Genomic DNA, 17,115 nt, shown 5'->3' with positions numbered 1-17,115 from the left:
GTTCACACCAGGGGCAGGGCGACCGCCATGGCGCGCGCCGCGGCCGCACCGGCGCGCAGGGCGACATCCTCGGCCGCACCCCGCAGCACGGACAAGAGCGTGCGCAGCTGGTGCGCCCCCGAGATCTCGGGCCTGCCGGCATGGGCAGAGGCCGCGTCGGCCAGCGCCCGATAGGCCTCCGGATCGTCCCAGAGCTTGCGCACCTCGGCCGCCCACCGCTCGGCCGGCGCATCGACGGGAAGCACCATCCCTCCCGATCCGATGGCTTCGGGAAGCCCGCCCTGGTTCGAGCCGATCACCGGAATGCCGCAGAACTGCGCCTCGGTGGCCACGCGGCCCCAGGCCTCCTGCCACATGCTCGGCGCGAGCAGGATCTTCGCCTTGCCATAGACCGACTTCATGTCGTTGGTCCGTCCGCGCATCGTGACGTTGGGCAGGGCTGCCATCCGGGTCTCGATGTCCTGCCGCAGCTCGGGGCTGATCGGCCAGCTCTCGACGAAGACGAAGGGAATGTCGGGGCAAAGCTCGGCCACCTGCAGCGCCGTCTCGAGCCCCTTCACCGGAACCGGGTTGATGAAGGTCACGTTCTCGCGCGTCGTTTCGGTGCGGTAGAGGTCCGGCTCGACCAGCGGCGGGATCACCGTCGCGCGGATGCCGAAGGCCTTGGCGTAGGTCCGGGCGGTGAACTCCGAGTTGGCGATGAAGCGCGCGTGCTGCAGGCTGGCGGGGTTGCCCCCGAGGTCGTGAAGCTCGACGTTGCGGAAGTAGAAGACCACGGGCACGCCTGCCGCCTCGAACGAGCGGGCCAGAGGAACGGTTCGCCGGGTGTTGTCGTTCTGGACGACCGCGACGTCGGGCTGGAACAGCCGCACCACTTCCGAGGCATCGACCGGGTTCCAGGTGCGGAAGACGCGGTAGCCCCCCATCCGGTCCTCGGCATAGTCGCGCCGCAGAAGGCGCCGCTGCACGCGCGAGCGCAGCTCGGTCCAGCCGCCCCCCTCGAGGCCAGCCAGCACCGCCACCTCATGCCCCTCGGCCTGCAGCGCCTTGGCAAGCTGGTCGGTGCTGGACTGGGCGCCGCCGCTGCGTTGGGGCAGGTAGGGATCGCCAAGCGTGAAGAGAATGCGCAGCGGCCGCTCGGCCGCGGCGGCGCGCAGATTTTGCCGGCGTGAGAAGCTGGCGGGGAACCCGTCCTGCAACTGGGGATAGATGCCGGTTTGCCGAAGAACGCGCATCAGGGCAGGCGACGCGGTTCCATCGCGATCGTTGGGGCCGGCCGCGGGCGATGCTCCGCCGGCACGGCCTTTGGCCGTTTGACGAAAGTTTTGTGACAACGTCCTGTTTTCCCGTAGCTTCCTGTGCGTCCGATCCGAAGGTCCGGTAGAAGGAACCAGCCTCCGGCGCCGCCATCGTTACCCCGGCAGGTCAGCGGCCGGGCTCGCCATCCGGGATTTGCACCCGAACTCCTGATGACTGAATCAACTCTAGGTTACTTTTCCGCGCAGTCCAACGTTGGGATGCGTATTCTCACAAAGATGCAATGAAGCCGCACAGGACGGATGAGGTTCCATGGCGTTTCGCTGCAGGGGCGGCAACTTTTTGCTCAACGCGCGAACCTGCGCTTCAGCGAGGCGACCCGGGAGGGACCGAGCAGCCCCCGTGCGATGGCCTTGGCCATCCGAAGCGCCGGTTGGTCGGGGTGCGCAGCGGTCTGCTCGGCCGACAGCATCCCGGCGGTCAGCAGCCGGTGGCTTTCAAGGCAGAGGACAGGCTTGCCCGACAGTTCCGCGATCCGCCGGGCCTGGCGGTTCTCGCTCTCGATGAAGAGCGGGGCATCGCTCTGCCGATAGACCTCGGCCTTGAAGCTGCCGTGGGCGCCCAGCCGGATGCGCTCGGCCTGGCTCGGCAGGTCGAGCATGACGAGCCGCCCGTAGGAGATGCCGCGCGCGGCCAGCCACTCCTCGGTTCCGCTCCGGTATTTCTCGAGGCGGCTGGTGACCAGCGTTCCGATCCGCCGCGTCGGCCGGTAAAGCGGCCGGGCGCTTGCAAGAAACTGCAGATAGGCCGCGCCGTCGTCGTTCTCGGCCTGCGTCGGATCGAGGCAGAGCACACCGTCGATGTCCACGCAGGCCTGTTCCAGCACCGGATGCTGCATGAAGCTCCACTGGAAGATGCGCGGCTCGGGCAGGGCCTCGAGCACCAGACCGGCCCCCGGCAGGTCGGGCGCAGAGCCATAGGCGACGACCAGCGTCACGTCGAGACCCGCCGCCTCAAGGCGCGCGCGGGCATGGGCGACGCCCTCCTCCGTGACGGCGATCGCCACCACCCGCTGCGGTGCCGGGGCGCCCGTTGCCGGATCCAGCTTGGTGCGCCCCACCGAGAAACTGCGCCCCGCCAGAAAGCTCTCGAGATCGGCCATCGGCACATTGGCAAGCAGGCACAGGATGTTGGCCGCCAGCATTCCACCTTCGGGCAGGCCCACGACAAGATCCGTATCGCGGGGAAGCCGGTGCAGATTGTGCTGCAGCATGTCGGCGAGATCGGTGATGGAGCGATAGTTCATGGTCAGTCCTCGTCAGCCGGATGTAGCCCGGCGGATGGTCAGGCCGCGGAGCCGTGTCAGGCCGCCACGGATCAGCAGCCAGGCTTCGCGCAGGACCTCGCGGCCCGCCGGAAACGGCGCAATCAACAGGATGGTGGCGAGATAGGCGAGGGCCGCCCCCTGAAGGAGCGCCTCCACCCGGCCCTCCGACAGCCACGGCCGCGCCAGCCAGACGAGCCCGAGCGCCCCGTGGGCCGCCACGACCAGCGGTGCGCAGGTCCGGGCCACGTCGCCGGCCCGGACCGCGCCGCGGCGGCCAATATAAAGCCAGAGCACCGGGGTCTTGAGATATTCGCTGATCGCATAGGCGACAGCCACTCCAAGCGCGCCGTAAGGCAGGCCCAGCACGAAGGCCACGACGGCGAAGGCCGCCGTGGCAAAGCCCCAGTACATGAACTCGGTCGAGCGGCCCTGGCTGATGAACAGCCAGCCCGCGGGATTGTTCAGCGGCTGCAGAAGCCCGGCGAAGCCCAGGGCCATGAAGATCGGCGCGCTGCCGGCCCATTGCTCGCCAAGCGCGAAGGGGATCAGCAGCCCGGCCAGCGCCGTGGCCGCGGCCACGCCGGGCAGCACCAGAAGCAGCGACAGGGTCAGCACGCGGAGGTAGGCGCTCCGGTAGCGGTCAGGCTCGTCGAGCATCCGCGACAGGGCCGGGATCATCACCTTCGAGAGCGGATTGGCCACCTGATTGAGCGGCATCAGCAAGAGCTTGTAGGCCCGGTCGTAAAGCCCCAGCTGCGCACCGCCCCAGACCCGGCCAATCAGCACATTGTCGAGGTTACGCGCGAAGAAGTTCGCGAAGTTGAAGCCGGTGATGCCCGCGCCAAAGCCGATCAGCGCCCGCCCGCCCTCAGCTCCCCGCGGCATCCCCGGGCGCCAGCGCGAGGCGATCCACATGAGGCCCGCGGGCAGCAGCGTGCCGGCGAGCTGGCCGCCGAACAGGGCCCAGTAGGTCGGCTGCACAAGGGCCCACACGGTTGCGGTGGCCAGCCCCGCCACGGCGCCCACGACGCCGATGATCGCGATCCGCCCGTATTCCATGCGACGGTTCAGAAGCGCCGAATGCTGGGCGCCAAGCCCGTTGGCCGCCACAATGACCGCCATCGCGGCGATGAGCGGGCCGATCCGCGGCTCCTGGTAGAAGAGCGCGACAAGGGGCGAGATCAGCAGAAGCAGCAGCGCCAGCGCCACGGACAGCGCCACGTTGACCCAGAACAGGAAGTTTACCTCGTCATGGCGCAGGTTCGGCTTCTGCACCGTCGCCTGCACCAGCCCGAAGTCCTGCAGCATTCCGATCAGCGCCAGAACGGGCGCACACATGGCAACGAGGCCGAACTCCTCGGGGGCGAGCAGCCGCGACAGGATGATGACAGAGCCCATCTGCGTGGCGACCATGACGGCCTGCGACGCGGCAATCGCCGCGGCACCGCGCCCCACCGACGCGCGCAACGAGCCCTGCGGGGGGTCGAACTGATACTGCCCGCTCACCGGGACATCCGTCCGGCGGAGTCAGTCAGACTGGATCGCATCGAGAATCACTCCCTCGGTCCCGCGGCAGGCCCCGCGAGGGAACCGGGTTGCCGTCCGCGGCTTTCCAATGAAGCCCCAGAGGAGGGGCAAGGTTCCCACGTCTGCAACCGCAGCCAACCCGCGTCGTGCCGGTTCCTGCAGTTGCCCGATCATGAGGCAATTTTCGCTGCATAAGCACGATCTCGCTGCGGTTGCAAACTGACCCGGCAAAGGTTTGCCGATGAACGGCGCCTCAGATGGACAGTTCCGCGCAACTCGCCTCAAAGTAGCAAGCAGTTATCTGGAGATGAATCTTATGAACCTGGCTCCGCCCGAAAGCGTCGCCGGCGAGCATTTCGACGTGGTGATCGTGGGCTCGGGCTTCGGCTCTTCCTTTTTCCTGCACAGGCTGATGCGGCAGCCCGGCCGACGGGTGCTCGTCCTTGAATGGGGCGGTCACGCGACGCATGACTGGCAGCTTGACGAGGGCCGGAACTCGGCTGTCGCCGACAGCGACACCTATGCCACCAACTCCGACAAGCCCTGGAACTTCACCGTCGGGTTCGGGGGCGGCACGAACTGCTGGTTTGCCCAGACGCCCCGGCTCCATCCTGCGGATTTCCGGCTGGGCACGGATCATGGCGTGGCGCAGGACTGGCCGATCACCTACGACGATCTCGAGACCTACTGGTGCGACGCGGAAGACATCATGGCGGTCTCCGGCGATCCCGACATGGCCCGGGTCATGCCGCGCTCGCGTCCCTTCCCGCAACCGCCCCATCTGATGCCCGATCCCGACCGGCTGATGAAGGCCGCCCGCCCCGACAGCCATTTCGTCATGCCGACGGCGCGGGCCCGGATCGCCACCGAGACGCGGGCCGCCTGCTGCGCGTCGCTGCGTTGCCAGATCTGCCCCGCCGACGCCAAGTTCACCGCCAACAACTCGCTCGTGCCGCTTTATGAGGCCGAGGGCGTCACGCTCTGCCTCGAGGCCGAGGTGCGCCGTTTCGAGGCGGCGGGCTCGTCCATCTCGGCCGCCGTGTTCCTGGGCGCGGACGGGCGCGAGCACCGGGTGACGGGGGATCTCTTCGTTCTCGGGGCCAATGCGATCCACAGCCCCGCGATCCTGCTCCGATCCGATCTGGGGGGCGGGCTGACGGGCGTGGGGCTGCATGAATCCTACGGCTGGTCGATGGAGGCCTGGCTCGACGGGGTGGACAATTTCGGCGGCAGCACCATCACGACCGGCCTCGACTTCGGCCTCTATGACGGGCCGCACCGCAAGACCGATGGCGCCGCGCTGGTCTATTTCGAGAACCGCTGGTCGCACGGGATGCGCCTTGGCGCCGAGCGGATGCGCCAGACGCTGCCGCTGGTGATCGTGACCGAGGATCTGCCGGAAGACAGGAACCGCGTGACGCTCGATGGCGAGGACCGGGCCTTCGTCGAGTATCACGGGCCGTCGGACTATGCGCTGCGCGGGATGGAGCGGGCCAAGGCCGCGCTGCCGGACCTGTTGGCGCCGCTGCCGGTCGAGCGGATCCTCGACCACGGTATCCGCGAGACCGAGTCGCATCTGCAGGGCACGCTGCGGATGGGCGACGATCCGGCCACGTCGGTCGTGGATGCGGGCCTCGTGCATCACCGGCTGCGAAATCTCGTCGTGGTGGGGACGAGCACCTTCCCCACCTGTTCGGCCGCCAATCCCTCGCTGACGGCCGCCGCGCTTTCGCTGCGCGCGGCCGACCTGCTGATCTGACGGAGACCGCCGATGACACTCAGCCGCCGCCGCGCCCTCCAGCTTGCCGCCGCCACGGCCGCTTTCGCGGCGGCGGGCGGTTATGCGATGACCCGCCGGCCCGAGGATCTGGTGCGCTCGGTTCTCGAGCGCCATTTCGGGCCGCTGCGAATGGACGAGACCGAGATCGAGGCGCTGACCGCCGCCAGCATCGCGAGGCGCCCCTGGATCGAGCCGCCGTGGAAGCTCGCGGCGGCCTACGCCACCGCCTACCAGACCGGCCTTGAAGGACAGGCGATGGAGATCCTGCCGGAGGAACGCGCCGAACGGCTGGAGCGGTTCGAGCGTCACATCCTGGGGGATGCGGTGCAGATGACGAACATCGCCCTGCGCACCGCGCCCGAGGAGGAGGTGATCTTCATCGGACCCTCGGCCTGCCTCAACCCCTACGCCATCTTCGAGGTGGCCTGAGGGGCCAATCCCCGAAGTCAGCGCAGCACGACCCGCGCCGGACCCTCGGCCACGCCGCCGATCTCGGTCGCCGCCTCGAACCCGTGCCGGGCGAAGATGGCCAGCACCTCCGCCACTGCTTCCTCCGCGCAGGAGACGAGCAGGCCGCCGCTCGTCTGCGGATCGGTCAGTAGGGCGCGTTCTCCGGGCGCAAAGTCCTCGGGCAGGGCCACGCCCGCGCCGTAACTGTCCCAGTTGCGGCCCGAGGCTCCGGTAACGAAGCCCCGCCCGACAAGCCCGCGCACCGGCGGCATGACGGGCACGCGGTCCCAGTCGATCCGCAACTCGCACCCGGCTCCGCGGGCCATCTCGATCGCGTGCCCGCCAAGCCCGAAGCCCGTGACATCGGTCAGCGCGTGAACCCCGGCCAGCGCCGCCAGATCCGGGCCCGGCGTGTTGAGGCGGGTGGTGGTGGCGATCATCTCGGCATAGCCCGCCGCGTCGAGTTCGCCCTTCTTCAGGGCCGCCGAGAGGATGCCGGTGCCAATCGGCTTGCCCAGAACCAGCCGGTCGCCCGGCCGCGCACCGGCGTTGCTGCGCACCCGGTCGGGATGCACGAGGCCGAGCGCCACCAGCCCGTAGATCGGCTCGACCGAGTCGATCGTGTGCCCGCCCGCCACCGGGATCCCCGCCGCCGCGCAGGCCGTGGCGCCGCCTTCGAGGATGCGCCCGATGGTCTCCTTCGACAGGACGTTGATCGGCATTCCCACCAGCGCCAGGGCCATGATCGGCCGCCCGCCCATCGCATAGACGTCGCTGATCGCGTTGGTGGCGGCGATCCGGCCGAAGTCGAACGGGTCATCCACGATCGGCATGAAGAAGTCGGTCGTGGCCACCAGCGCCTGCTCGTCGTTCAGGCGCCAGACCGCGGCATCGTCGGAGGTGGCGGTGCCCACCAGCAGATCCTCGGGCACGGGCAGGGCAGGGGCCGCGCGCAGCAGGTCCGAGAGGATGCCGGGCGCGATCTTGCAGCCGCACCCGCCTCCGTGGGCCAATGAAGTGAGGCTCGGTTCGGTCGCAGGTCTGTCTGTCATCTCGTCGCTCCGGCTTCCGGCCGGCAAGGCGGCCCGCGCAAGGGATGTAGCGGTCGGCCGGGCAAGTCAACTCGAACGCCCGGATGCCGCCGGAGGTTTCCCGAATCGCCTGCCCCGCGCTTGCTCCGGCAGGGCCGTCCAGAGCAGGCGCGCTCCGGCCGGTGGTCCGTCTCGCCGCGACCGACCGGGCGCCCTGGCCCCCCGTCAATCCTCTCGTTCGAACATATCCCGCACCGGAAGGATGCGGCAACCTGTCCAGAGGACTCGCGCCACCTCCCCTGATCCCGCGCTTCATACGGGTGGATCGCTCGACCGAGGCGCCAGCGGCCCGCATCTGTGGAGGAAGTTTGCAGTTCATGTGACTCCGGGGCCAACAATGACCATCAAGATCAAGCTCGCCGCAGCATTCCTTGCGGTATTCGTGCTGGCGAGCATCGCCGGCGTTCTCGCCGTGCGCGGATTCAACTCGCTCGATGCGCAGCTCGACGCGATGCTTGACGGCACCGTTCAGACAGCGATCGAAGCCGATGCCCTCAATGCCGCGCAGCTGCGGCTCAAGGCGGCGATCCGCGAGCATCTCATCAGCCAGGATGCGGCCACCAAGAAGGCCCGCGAAGAGGAGATGGCCGCCGCGCGCGCCGAGCAGAAGGAAGCGATGACGGCGCTCGAGGCGGCCGATCTGTCACCCGCTCAGCGCGCGCTGCTCGATGAATACAGCTCGCTCCGCGAGGTGATCTCGAAGGTGAACAACGAAGCGGTCGAGTTCTCGAACCGGAACGATCTGGCCAGCGCGAGCAGGCTGCTGCTCGCCCCCGATTATCTGGCGAGGCAGGCCAAGCGGGAAGGGTTGATCGCCCAGCTTGTCGAGAACGAGCAGGAGCAACTCGCCGCCCTGCGTCTCGAGGCGGACCGCCATACGCGCGAGGCGCGCCAGATGTTGATCGGGATCTTCGCCCTGGCCGGTGCGGTCGGCACCGCCGCGGCCGTCTGGATTACCGTCTCGATCAGCCGCGGGCTCCGCAAGGCTCTCGATCTTTCGCGGCGCGTGGCCGAGGGCGACCTGTCCGAGACGGCCGATGCCCGCGGTCGGGACGAGATTGCCGAGCTCCTCCGCGCGAACAATCTCATGGTCGAGAAACTGCGCGAGGTGGTGGGCGGCGTGACGACCGTGGCCCAGCAGGTCTCGTCCGGCAGCGGCGAGATGGCCTCGACGTCCGAGCAGCTCAGCCAAGGGGCGAGCGAGCAAGCCTCGGCCACCGAGGAAGCCTCGGCCTCGGTCGAGCAGATGGCGGCGAACATCAAGCAGGCCGCTGACAATGCGATGCAGACCGAGCGGATGGCGACCAAGGCCGCCGAGGATGCGCGCGCCTCAGGTCAGGCCGTGATCGAGGCCGTGGCCGCGATGCGCTCGATCGCCGACAAGATCCTCGTGGTTCAGGAAATTGCCCGCCAGACGGACCTGCTTGCGCTGAACGCCGCGGTCGAGGCCGCGCGGGCGGGCGAGCATGGCCGCGGGTTTGCCGTCGTGGCCTCGGAAGTGCGCAAGCTGGCCGAGCGCAGCCAGACGGCCGCGGCCGAGATCTCGTCGCTCTCGACGGGCACCGTGCGCGCCGCCACGGGCGCCGGCGAAATGCTCAACCAGCTCGTGCCCGACATCGAGCAGACCTCGCGCCTCGTGACCGACATCTCGATGGCCTCGCGTGAGCTGGCGGCCGGGGCCCAGCAGGTCGCGACGGCGATCCAGCAGCTCGACAAGGTGACCCAGCAGAACAGCGCGGCCTCGCAGCAGCTTGCGGGTGGAGCCTCCGAACTGTCGGGCCAGGCCGCGCGGCTCGAGGAGACGGTGCGCTTCTTCCGGCTGAACGAGCAGAGCCTGGCCAGCGCCCCGTCGCCGCAGCTGCGGGTCGTGCAGGGCGGGCGGGTGGAAGCCGCCGCCGCGCCGTCCCAGCGCAAGGTGGCCTCGGGGGGCTTCAGCTTCAGCCTCGACGATTCGGACGACGAGCTGGACCGCGCCTTCCACCGTCAGGGTCACTGAGCGGCCCACCCGCTCCCGGAACCCGAACCGTCACCGGGCCGTCCGCTGCGACAGCGGGCGGCCCTTCCTTTTCGGCCCGCTGGAGAGCCGGCCGCCATCGGCGCCCAGACTCCCGGCCTTTCCAAAGCCCGGGGACAGGAGCTGCCGCAGGGCTGTGCACATGCCGTCTTTGCGGGCGCTTGCTGGCACATTCGGCACAGCGGCCGCGGCGAAATGTCCGCTCAACTTGTCAGGACCACCTGCCCACGTCATCTGCCACGCGATATAGTCTGGTTCAGGCCTTCCGCCGGAAGGACGGGCCTCCCGCCAAGTGACGAGGTGCAGTTATGCCGAGTGAAGGCATGTCCGGTCTGCCGATGCAGACACCGCTGCTGGCGGCCGATGGGCCGCAGGCCGGGGGCAACCTGGGGTCGCGCCCCGAGGCGGCGTCGGCGCACGGCCGGGGCGCGCCGGGGCGCCCGCCCCACGCGGGCGGTGCCCCGCATCCGATGGTGCCGCCGCCTCCCGACCACTGGCTGACCGATGAGGAAGTGCCCGACGCGCGTGTCGTCGCGGCCGCCCTCGTCTCCTACCTTCGCGAGGGACTTTCCCGCTATCGGGCGCTCGTCTGCCTGTCGGGCGACGGACCCGACACGCCCCCTGCGGACCGGATGCTGATCACCATCGAGCCCGCAGGCCCGCGCGAGCTGAAGCTCGTTCTGTTCCTGCCGGGCCAGGATTCGCTCCGGCTCGACCTGATCGACCTCGGGATCTACCGGCTGCTGGGGTCGGGTCTGCCGATGGAGTCGGGCGGGTTGCGGCTGATCCCCATCCCGGCCTTCTCGCACATGCAGGCCGAGGGCAGCGTCCTGCGCAAGGACGTTACCTATCGCATCGCCCCGCTCGGGGCGCCACTGGACGACAACGAGGCGATGGGCGGCTGACGGAACCGCTTCGACTGAACCACCATCACGCCGGCAGCGCCCCGCGCGTGACCCCGGCGCCGGGGCCCCGTGGCGCCTATCGCCGCCGGTAGAGCCACACGGTGAGCGGCGCGAGCAGCAGCGTCAGCACCGCCGGGGCGATGAGGGCCGCGAAGATCTGCGGTGCCGTGGCCGTGCCCGCCATCAGCCCGCGCAAGGCCGTCGCCATGAGGGACACGGGGTTCACCTCCACGAAGCCGCGCAGCCAGCCGGGCATCGTTGCCGGATCGACCATGATGTTCGAGGCGAAGGTGACCGGAAACAGGATGGTGAAGCCCAGCGTCATCACGGTCATCGGCGTGCGGACGAGCATGCCGAGCACCAGAAAGATCCAGCCCATCCCAAAGCCGATGCTGATCAGCATGAGAAACGCCGCCAGGACGCCCGCCACCCCGGCCTCTGGCCGGTAGCCAAGGGCGAGGCCGATGGCCAGGATGATCACGCCCGCGATCAGATGGCGCAGGATGTCGCCGACCATCAGACCGGCAAAGGGCGCAAGGGACCAGATCGGCAGCGTGCGGAACCGATCGAACAGGCCCTTCTGGAAATCGGTCGAAAGCCCCATGCCCGAATAGACCGAGTTGAAGACTACGGTCTGCACCAGGATGCCCGGAAGGAAAAACTGCAGATACTCGCGCGGGGAGCCCGCAAGGGCGCCGCCGAACACGAAGGTGAAGAGCAGCGTGAACATGATCGGCGTCATGACGAGGTCGAACAGCTGCTCGGGCAGGTGGCGGAACTTCAGCACCGCCCGCCAGCCGAAGACCAGCGCGTTCGAGAGGCCGGACGGGCGCTTTGGGCGCTCGGCGTGCCGAAGGAACCGCAAGTCGCTCATCGTGCCGTTCCTGCCCGCGGCGCGCCCCGCGGGGGCCGATAGACCCGGTGATTTCGTGCTTCTGGCGTGTTCGGGCTTCGCAATGAGACCTGACCCATGAGCAATCTTTACTGGCTGACCGACGTCTGGATGGAGCGCCTGAAGCCGTTCTTTCCGAAGCGCCATGGCAAGCCCTGTGTTGGTACGGCCCGGCGAAGACCCTTTACAACCGGTAGAAGCGCTGGAGCGACAACGGGGTCGTCGCCCGGATCATGGTGGGCCTTGCCGCCGAAAACGCCGAGCACATGACGATCATGATCGACGCGACCTATCTCAAGGCGCACCGCACGGCCTCGAGTCTGTGCGTGGGAAAGGGGGGCGCAGGCGCCAGATCGAGCGCACCAAAGGCGGCATGAACACCAAGCTGCCGCCGTTGCGGATGCGAAAGGGCGGCTGATCGTGTTCCACCTGTCGGTCGGACAGGTGAGCGATTACACCGGCACGGAGGCTCTGCTGGACAGCCTGCCGAAGGCGCGGATTGGATGCTCGCCGATCGGTATGATGCTGGCTGGTTCGGGTAGTGCTGAAAGACAAGGGGATACCCCGGGCCGGGAAGCCCCGGAGCCAGCGCCAGACGGCCGCGATCAGCAGGCCGAGCCTGGCCATCAGCATTGCGTGGCGGCTCAGCCGCTCGGACAATTCGCCCGCGGGCCCAGTCCGACAGGGCAGGGACCGCGTTCATCCCAACCAAAGCCTGCGGGATCAGCATCAGCGGCAGACCCGCCTCTTCGGCGCGCAGGATCAGGAAGGCCCCGGAGAAGCGCGCCAGCGTGAAGACCGTCGCCACCGCGACGACGGCCCAGTACAGGCGGCCCACCAGGTGCCATTCGCGCAAGCGGGAGGCCGTCCTTGCCTCTGCCGTCCCTGTCATTGCCGTCCCCCCACTTCCATGCCGACCGGCCGGACGCCAGACATGCCAGTGCCGGGATCAGGCGGATTTCCACGTCCATCTCCGGTGCGGTTGACGAGCCGTCGCTCGCCCTTAACATCGCCCTTCGATAAGACAGGGGTGTGAAGGGTTCGCAGAGGATGGATCACCATGACCTGCTGTCCGGGCTGGTGCGGCTGCATGTGTTGCACCATGCCGCGCAGCACGGCTACCGGCTGTCGGCCGGAACCCTCTATCCCATGCTCGCCAAGATGACGCGCGACGGCTACCTGACCTGCTCGGAAGAACGCGAGGGCCGGACCTTGCGCAAATACTACACGATCACCGACAGGGGCCGGGAGGGGCTGGCGCTCGCGCGCCGGCAGTTGCACGAGCTGAAGGACGAGGCAGGATGAGCACGGACCCGGGGGCGAAGGGCGCCGCAGCCGCGGGCGAGGGAACGGCGGCCGAGGTCTTCGCGGCCTTCCTCAAGCTGGGGCTGACCAGCTTCGGCGGCCCCATCGCCCATCTCGGCTATTTCCGGCACGAGTTCGTCGTGCGGCGGGCCTGGCTGACCGAGGCCGCCTACGCCGATCTCGTCGCGCTCTGCCAGTTCCTCCCCGGCCCGGCCTCGAGCCAGGTGGGGTTTGCGCTTGGGCTGATGCGGGCGGGCTGGCTTGGGGCACTGGCGGCCTTCACCGCCTTCACGCTGCCCTCGGCCCTGATTCTGCTCGGGGTGGCGATGACGGCGGGCCTCGCCGCCGGGCCGGTGGGCAGCGGCCTCTTCCACGGGCTGAAGATCGTGGCCGTCGCCATCGTGGCGCAGGCGGTCTGGGGCATGGCGAGATCGCTCTGCCCGGACCGGGAGCGCGCGAGCATCGCCGTCGCGGCCGTGGCCGTCCTTGCCGCCGCACCCGGCGCGTTCGGCATGGTGGGAGCCATCCTCTTCGGCGCGGCCGCTGGGCTGACCCTTCGCCGCGGCACCGGCGCCGCTATCGGCGGTCACATCGCGATGCCGGTGAGCCGCACGCAGGCGGGCGCAGCCCTCGGGGTCTTCGCGGCGCTTCTGGTCCTTCTGCCGCTGGTGGCGGATCAGGCGCGGGCGCTGGCGGTGTTCGACAGCTTCTACCGGGCGGGCGCGCTGGTCTTCGGGGGAGGCCATGTCGTGCTGCCGCTCTTGCAGGTCGAAACGGTGGGGCCGGGCTGGGTCACGCCGGACAGCTTCCTTGCCGGATATGGCGCGGCGCAGGCGGTGCCGGGGCCGCTCTTCACCTTCGCCGCCTACCTTGGCGCGGTGCTTGGACCGGAGCCCAATGGCCTCGTGGGGGCCGCCATCGCGCTCCTCGCCTTGTTCCTGCCCGGTTTCCTGATCCTGATCGGAGTGCTGCCCTTCTGGGACCGGTTCCGGGCGCTGCCGCTGGCGCAATCGGCGATGCAGGGGGCGAATGCGGCCGTGGTCGGCATCCTTGGCGCGGCGCTCTATTCTCCAGTCTTCACCAGCGCCATCGGTGACCTGCGCGACTTCACCCTCGCGCTCGTCTGCTTCGTGCTGCTGATGGCCTGGAAGGCGCCGCCCTGGAGCGTGGTGCTCGTCGCGGCGCTCGGGGGAGTGACGCTCGGCTACATCTGAGCGCCACGCGTCCTGCGCGGATGCGTCTGGCGCTGCATGGATTCTCACTCCAATCCTTGGAGTGTTGGTCGTGGACAGCACCTCGCATCTCTACAAGCCGGTCGCCCGGATCGGGAAGGCTCTGGCCAGCCCGAAGCAGCTGGAACTGATCGACCTCCAGACGCAGGGCGAGCGCAGCGTCGAGGAGCTGGCGGACGACGTGCGAATCGACATGCGTCCTGCTCTGACCCCGACGTTCATCCAGCGAAAACCAGAGCCGGCGTGTGACAATTACCCACTTGCGCGGAGGGAGCAATGGGCGAGCAGCGCAACGCCTCCGCTATGTGGAGCTGGCCGCCCATTGCGGTGAGTTGGGCGGCGAAAGCCGCAGTAGTCTACGTCGAGGGTTGAACGCGGGCGCGCGAGGTTGTAGCCGACCACCAGCGGACGACGGACCTCGCGTGCATGATCCAGTTCGACGAACAGCGTCTCGCCAGGAGTTTCTCCCGCATTTTGACTTGAAGGCCTCGCAGATGCCGTTCTGCATCCGCTTGCTTGGCGCGACCTTGCGGGCCGTCCGTTCGGTCTTCAGCGATGAGAGGAAGCTCTCCATTGCTGAATTGTCTCATGCATTGCCGGCGCGGCTCATCGAGCAGGTGATCCCGTTGTCGGCCAGAAGCCGTTAAAACTGCTCTCTTGTGTATTGCGATCCCTGGACGCCCTTCTGTTTGTCAAGCAGGGGAGCGTGTCTGGCTGATCTCCTTCTGGCGGCGCGCGATGACGGAGAAGACCTCACGGGCGATGTAGCGTTTGAGGGCGCGGATGGCATCGAGCCTGGAATGGCCGGCAGCGATCCTGCGAGCGACGTAGTCCTGCGTTCTCGGGTCTGTCCGAGGGCGGCAGATGGCGATGATGTGCAGGGCGCTGTTGGCAGTTCGACACCTCCGCGGTTCAAGCGATGGCGGACTGTCTTGCCAGACGAGGCGGGCACGGGGCTTACCCCGCAAAGCGCCGCGAAGCTGGCCTCCGACTTCAGGCGCTCCGGGTTGTCTCCGGCGGTGAGCAGAAGCTGGGCCGCGCAAGTGTATCCGATGCAGTCGCGCGCGATCAGGTCCGGCGCCAACTCGTCGACGATCGGTGCGATCATGGCGTCGAGGTCGCCGATCTCGTCGTGCAGTTCGAGGTATCGGCGGGCCAGGGATTTGAGGCCGATGCGGTAGGCGCCGTCGACGTCCCGACAGGCACCGAGATCGGGGCGCCAGGCTGCGAGTGTTCGGACGAGTTGCATCCGGGTCAGGCGGCGCAGCTGGTCCCGAAGGGCTTCCGGCGCGCAGACGATCGTATTGTGGATCATCTGGAGCGCGACACGGCGCGCAACTACGGCCGTCTTCCGGCAAGCCTTGAGAACCCTGAGAGATTCCCACCATTCCGTCGCGCGTGCGCGGCGTGACAGTACGCTGCCCGGCAAAGGCAGCATGGGCCGCATTCTCGGCATCGAGATCGTCGTTCTTGCCGCGGCGCCGGCGATCCTGCCGATCCGGGGCGATGACCTCGAGCACCTCTACTCCCGCCCGCGGCAAAGAGCGCAGAAGACCGGCGCCGTAGCTGCCCGTGGATTCCACGCCGATCCGCAGCACCGGGCCGAAGTCCCGCATCCAGGCAAGCATCTGGCGATAGCCCTGACGGGTCGTGGGGAACGATCGAGTGCCGAGAACCCTGTCCTGGTCATCGACAACCGCCGCGACGTGTAGGTCCTTGTGGGTGTCGACCCCGCCGACGACGGGTCGGTGTCTCTGTCTTGCTGTCCATTCGAGCCTCCGAGCAAGCCGATGCCGATCGCTCGGCCCGAACCGGATGCAAGACAGGACAGTCACGAGACCGGATCGGTCAGGCCCTTCTCGGGTCACAGGCATCGGCGAGGCCAACCTCACCGCAAGGCGTTCCCGGGCAGCCGACAGGTCCGGGGAAAGACACGCTGGTCGATCAGAATGCGGGTCAGACCGCGCAGGATCCCTTGCGGCGCCAGCTTACCAGATGGTCCATCGCTGTGAGAGTCAGACCGCCCAGGAACTGGCTTCTATCCTTTGAGTATCCGAATGATGAAGCAGCGCGTCGGCCTTGCCACGTCGCCAGACGGCCATCATCAGCGCATCCATGACCAGTGAGGCATTCCGATCAGCCTTCATGGACCAGCCGACGGCGCGCCGGGAGAAGAGGTCGAGAACGACCGCGACGTAGAGCCAGCCTTCCACGGTCCAGATACAGGTGAAGTCGGCCAGTCACTTCTGGTTTGGCCGCTCGGCCTGGAAGTCCCGGTTGAGGATATTGTCGGTAATGACCGACCGTTTGACCGTAAGGCTCCGCCGAGGGCCGCCTGCCGGGGCCTAGTTTCATGACTTACGTCATGACGTATGTCATGCGCTAAGGTCGTTTCACAATTTGAAGTCATCGCGGCGGGCGATCTCGGCCGCCGCCGGACCTGGACGGATGCGGAGAAGATCCGGATCGTCGAGGAGAGCTATTGCGGTCACCGGCAAGGCTCGGTGGTCGCGCGTCGCCACGGGATCTCGCGGCCGCTTCTGACGCAATGGCGGCGAGCGTATCACAAGGGGTTGCTGGATGGCGGACGCCCGGTCTTCGCGCCGGTCGAGATTGGCCCTGATCTGAGCGACGGACAGCGGGAGGCATCGGCCGTGCGGGCGGCGGATGCCGATGCGCGGATCGAGATCACGCTGGCGAATGGCCGGCGCCTCGCTGTTCCTACCGACATCGAGGCCGGTGCGCTGACGCGGCTGGTCCAGATCCTGGAGCGGGCATGATCGCCTTTCCGGCGGGGACGCGGGTCTGGATCGCAGGTGGGGTCACCGACATGCGCTGCGGGATGAACAGCTTGGCGCTGAAGGTCCAGCAGGGGCTCGGCCGCGATCCCCACGGCGGCGAAATCTTCTGCTTCCGCGGCCGCAAGGCGGATGTGGTGAAGCTCCTGTGGTTCGACGGGGTCGGCGTGTCGCTTTATGCGAAGCGCCTGGAGGCGGGCAAATTCGTCTGGCCGTCGAGCACCACGGGCGAGGCCGTTGCGATATCCGCAGCCCAGCTCGGCTATCTGCTCGACGGAATTGACTGGCGAAATCCGCGCTGGACGCAGAGGCCGAAGAAGATGGGCTGAGCGCCCGGAAGCACCTGTATTTGTTGGCTTCCGTGGCCGGGCATGGTAGAAGAGGCCATGTCCGATCCCGCGTCCGAACTCGAGAAACTGCGCGCCGAACTGGCGGCCACGAAGGCCGAACTGGCGCAGGCGCGCGCGGTGGTCTCGACCTCCGAGGCGATGATCGCGGGCCTCAAGCTCGAGATCGCGCTGCTCCGGCGCGAGCAAT

At 68.2% G+C, this 17,115-nt stretch carries 14 protein-coding genes, 4 pseudogenes and 1 other annotated feature; of the genes and pseudogenes, 10 read left to right on the top strand and 8 right to left on the bottom strand.

Annotation, left to right across the window (positions count from 1 at the left end; genetic code table 11):
* Positions 1 to 2 precede the first annotated feature (2 nt).
* From FG154_RS11130 to FG154_RS11120, 3 genes are all read right to left on the bottom strand, one after another.
* Positions 3 to 1,235, bottom strand: a complete 1,233-nt coding sequence (locus tag FG154_RS11130; protein ID WP_246100225.1) for a glycosyltransferase family 4 protein — start codon at positions 1,233 to 1,235, stop codon at positions 3 to 5.
* Positions 1,236 to 1,411: 176 nt separating this feature from the next.
* Positions 1,412 to 1,469: a sequence feature (sul1 is cis-regulatory element that is thought to sense ions involved in sulfur or methionine metabolism; They are found in Alphaproteobacteria), on the bottom strand.
* Positions 1,470 to 1,603: 134 nt separating this feature from the next.
* Positions 1,604 to 2,563 (bottom strand): phosphoribosyltransferase, encoded by a 960-nt coding sequence (locus tag FG154_RS11125; RefSeq protein ID WP_145107646.1) that lies wholly within the window; start codon positions 2,561 to 2,563, stop codon positions 1,604 to 1,606.
* A gap of 12 nt (positions 2,564 to 2,575) precedes the next feature.
* Positions 2,576 to 4,090, bottom strand: coding sequence for a lipopolysaccharide biosynthesis protein (locus FG154_RS11120; protein ID WP_145107644.1), 1,515 nt, complete (start codon positions 4,088 to 4,090; stop codon positions 2,576 to 2,578).
* Positions 4,091 to 4,427: 337 nt separating this feature from the next.
* On the opposite strand from FG154_RS11120, the gene FG154_RS11115 reads away from it, so the two are divergent.
* Together FG154_RS11115 and FG154_RS11110 are read left to right on the top strand one after the other, a co-directional pair.
* Positions 4,428 to 5,870, top strand: coding sequence for a GMC oxidoreductase (locus FG154_RS11115; protein WP_186312335.1), 1,443 nt, complete (start codon positions 4,428 to 4,430; stop codon positions 5,868 to 5,870).
* A gap of 12 nt (positions 5,871 to 5,882) precedes the next feature.
* Positions 5,883 to 6,320: a hypothetical protein gene (locus FG154_RS11110; RefSeq protein WP_145107640.1), complete on the top strand. Its 438-nt coding sequence runs from the start codon at positions 5,883 to 5,885 to the stop codon at positions 6,318 to 6,320.
* 17 nt (positions 6,321 to 6,337) lie between these two features.
* On the opposite strand, the gene selD is transcribed toward FG154_RS11110, so the two are convergent.
* Positions 6,338 to 7,393, bottom strand: coding sequence for a selenide, water dikinase SelD (gene selD, locus FG154_RS11105; RefSeq protein WP_145107638.1), 1,056 nt, complete (start codon positions 7,391 to 7,393; stop codon positions 6,338 to 6,340).
* A 376-nt stretch (positions 7,394 to 7,769) separates the two neighbouring features.
* Between selD and FG154_RS11100 the strand changes: the two genes are divergently transcribed.
* Positions 7,770 to 9,428, top strand: a complete 1,659-nt coding sequence (locus FG154_RS11100) for a methyl-accepting chemotaxis protein (RefSeq protein ID WP_145107636.1) — start codon at positions 7,770 to 7,772, stop codon at positions 9,426 to 9,428.
* A 341-nt stretch (positions 9,429 to 9,769) separates the two neighbouring features.
* A complete protein-coding gene (locus tag FG154_RS11095; protein WP_246100223.1) occupies positions 9,770 to 10,351 on the top strand; it encodes a hypothetical protein in 582 nt (193 codons plus the stop codon).
* Between the two features lie 76 nt (positions 10,352 to 10,427).
* On the opposite strand, the gene FG154_RS11090 is transcribed toward FG154_RS11095, so the two are convergent.
* Positions 10,428 to 11,225: an ABC transporter permease gene (locus FG154_RS11090; protein WP_145107631.1), complete on the bottom strand. Its 798-nt coding sequence runs from the start codon at positions 11,223 to 11,225 to the stop codon at positions 10,428 to 10,430.
* A 96-nt stretch (positions 11,226 to 11,321) separates the two neighbouring features.
* Between FG154_RS11090 and FG154_RS11085 the strand changes: the two are divergent.
* The 4 genes and pseudogenes from FG154_RS11085 to FG154_RS21045 form a co-directional block, all read left to right on the top strand.
* Positions 11,322 to 11,805: pseudogene (locus FG154_RS11085) on the top strand (transposase); the annotation flags it as partial.
* 488 nt (positions 11,806 to 12,293) lie between these two features.
* On the top strand, positions 12,294 to 12,548 hold the full coding sequence (locus tag FG154_RS11080; protein ID WP_145107629.1) for a PadR family transcriptional regulator: 255 nt from the start codon (positions 12,294 to 12,296) through the stop codon (positions 12,546 to 12,548).
* Positions 12,545 to 13,762, top strand: a complete 1,218-nt coding sequence (gene chrA / locus FG154_RS11075; protein ID WP_145107626.1) for a chromate efflux transporter — start codon at positions 12,545 to 12,547, stop codon at positions 13,760 to 13,762. The genes FG154_RS11080 and chrA overlap by 4 nt, the downstream gene beginning before the upstream one ends.
* Positions 13,763 to 13,832: 70 nt before the next feature.
* Positions 13,833 to 14,111, top strand: coding sequence for a hypothetical protein (locus tag FG154_RS21045; protein WP_186312334.1), 279 nt, complete (start codon positions 13,833 to 13,835; stop codon positions 14,109 to 14,111).
* 192 nt (positions 14,112 to 14,303) lie between these two features.
* On the opposite strand, the pseudogene FG154_RS21835 reads toward FG154_RS21045, so the two are convergent.
* From FG154_RS21835 to FG154_RS11060, 3 pseudogenes are all read right to left on the bottom strand, one after another.
* Positions 14,304 to 14,456: pseudogene (locus FG154_RS21835) on the bottom strand (IS3 family transposase); the annotation flags it as partial.
* A gap of 16 nt (positions 14,457 to 14,472) precedes the next feature.
* A pseudogene (locus FG154_RS11065) lies at positions 14,473 to 15,597 on the bottom strand (IS110 family RNA-guided transposase).
* Positions 15,598 to 15,831: 234 nt separating this feature from the next.
* Positions 15,832 to 16,068, bottom strand: a pseudogene (locus FG154_RS11060) (DDE-type integrase/transposase/recombinase); the annotation flags it as partial.
* Positions 16,069 to 16,152: 84 nt separating this feature from the next.
* On the opposite strand from FG154_RS11060, the gene tnpA reads away from it, so the two are divergent.
* Together tnpA and tnpB are read left to right on the top strand one after the other, a co-directional pair.
* A complete protein-coding gene (tnpA, locus tag FG154_RS11055) occupies positions 16,153 to 16,560 on the top strand; it encodes an IS66-like element accessory protein TnpA (protein ID WP_145107624.1) in 408 nt (135 codons plus the stop codon).
* A complete protein-coding gene (gene tnpB / locus FG154_RS11050; protein ID WP_011842166.1) occupies positions 16,557 to 16,907 on the top strand; it encodes an IS66 family insertion sequence element accessory protein TnpB in 351 nt (116 codons plus the stop codon). Before tnpA ends, tnpB begins: the two co-directional genes overlap by 4 nt.
* The last annotated feature ends 208 nt before the right edge of the window (positions 16,908 to 17,115 follow it).

The sequence above is a fragment of the Cereibacter sediminicola genome (assembly GCF_007668225.1).
GTDB classification, from domain to species: domain Bacteria; phylum Pseudomonadota; class Alphaproteobacteria; order Rhodobacterales; family Rhodobacteraceae; genus Cereibacter_A; species Cereibacter_A azotoformans.
This window is presented reverse-complemented; position numbering and strand designations above follow the sequence as displayed.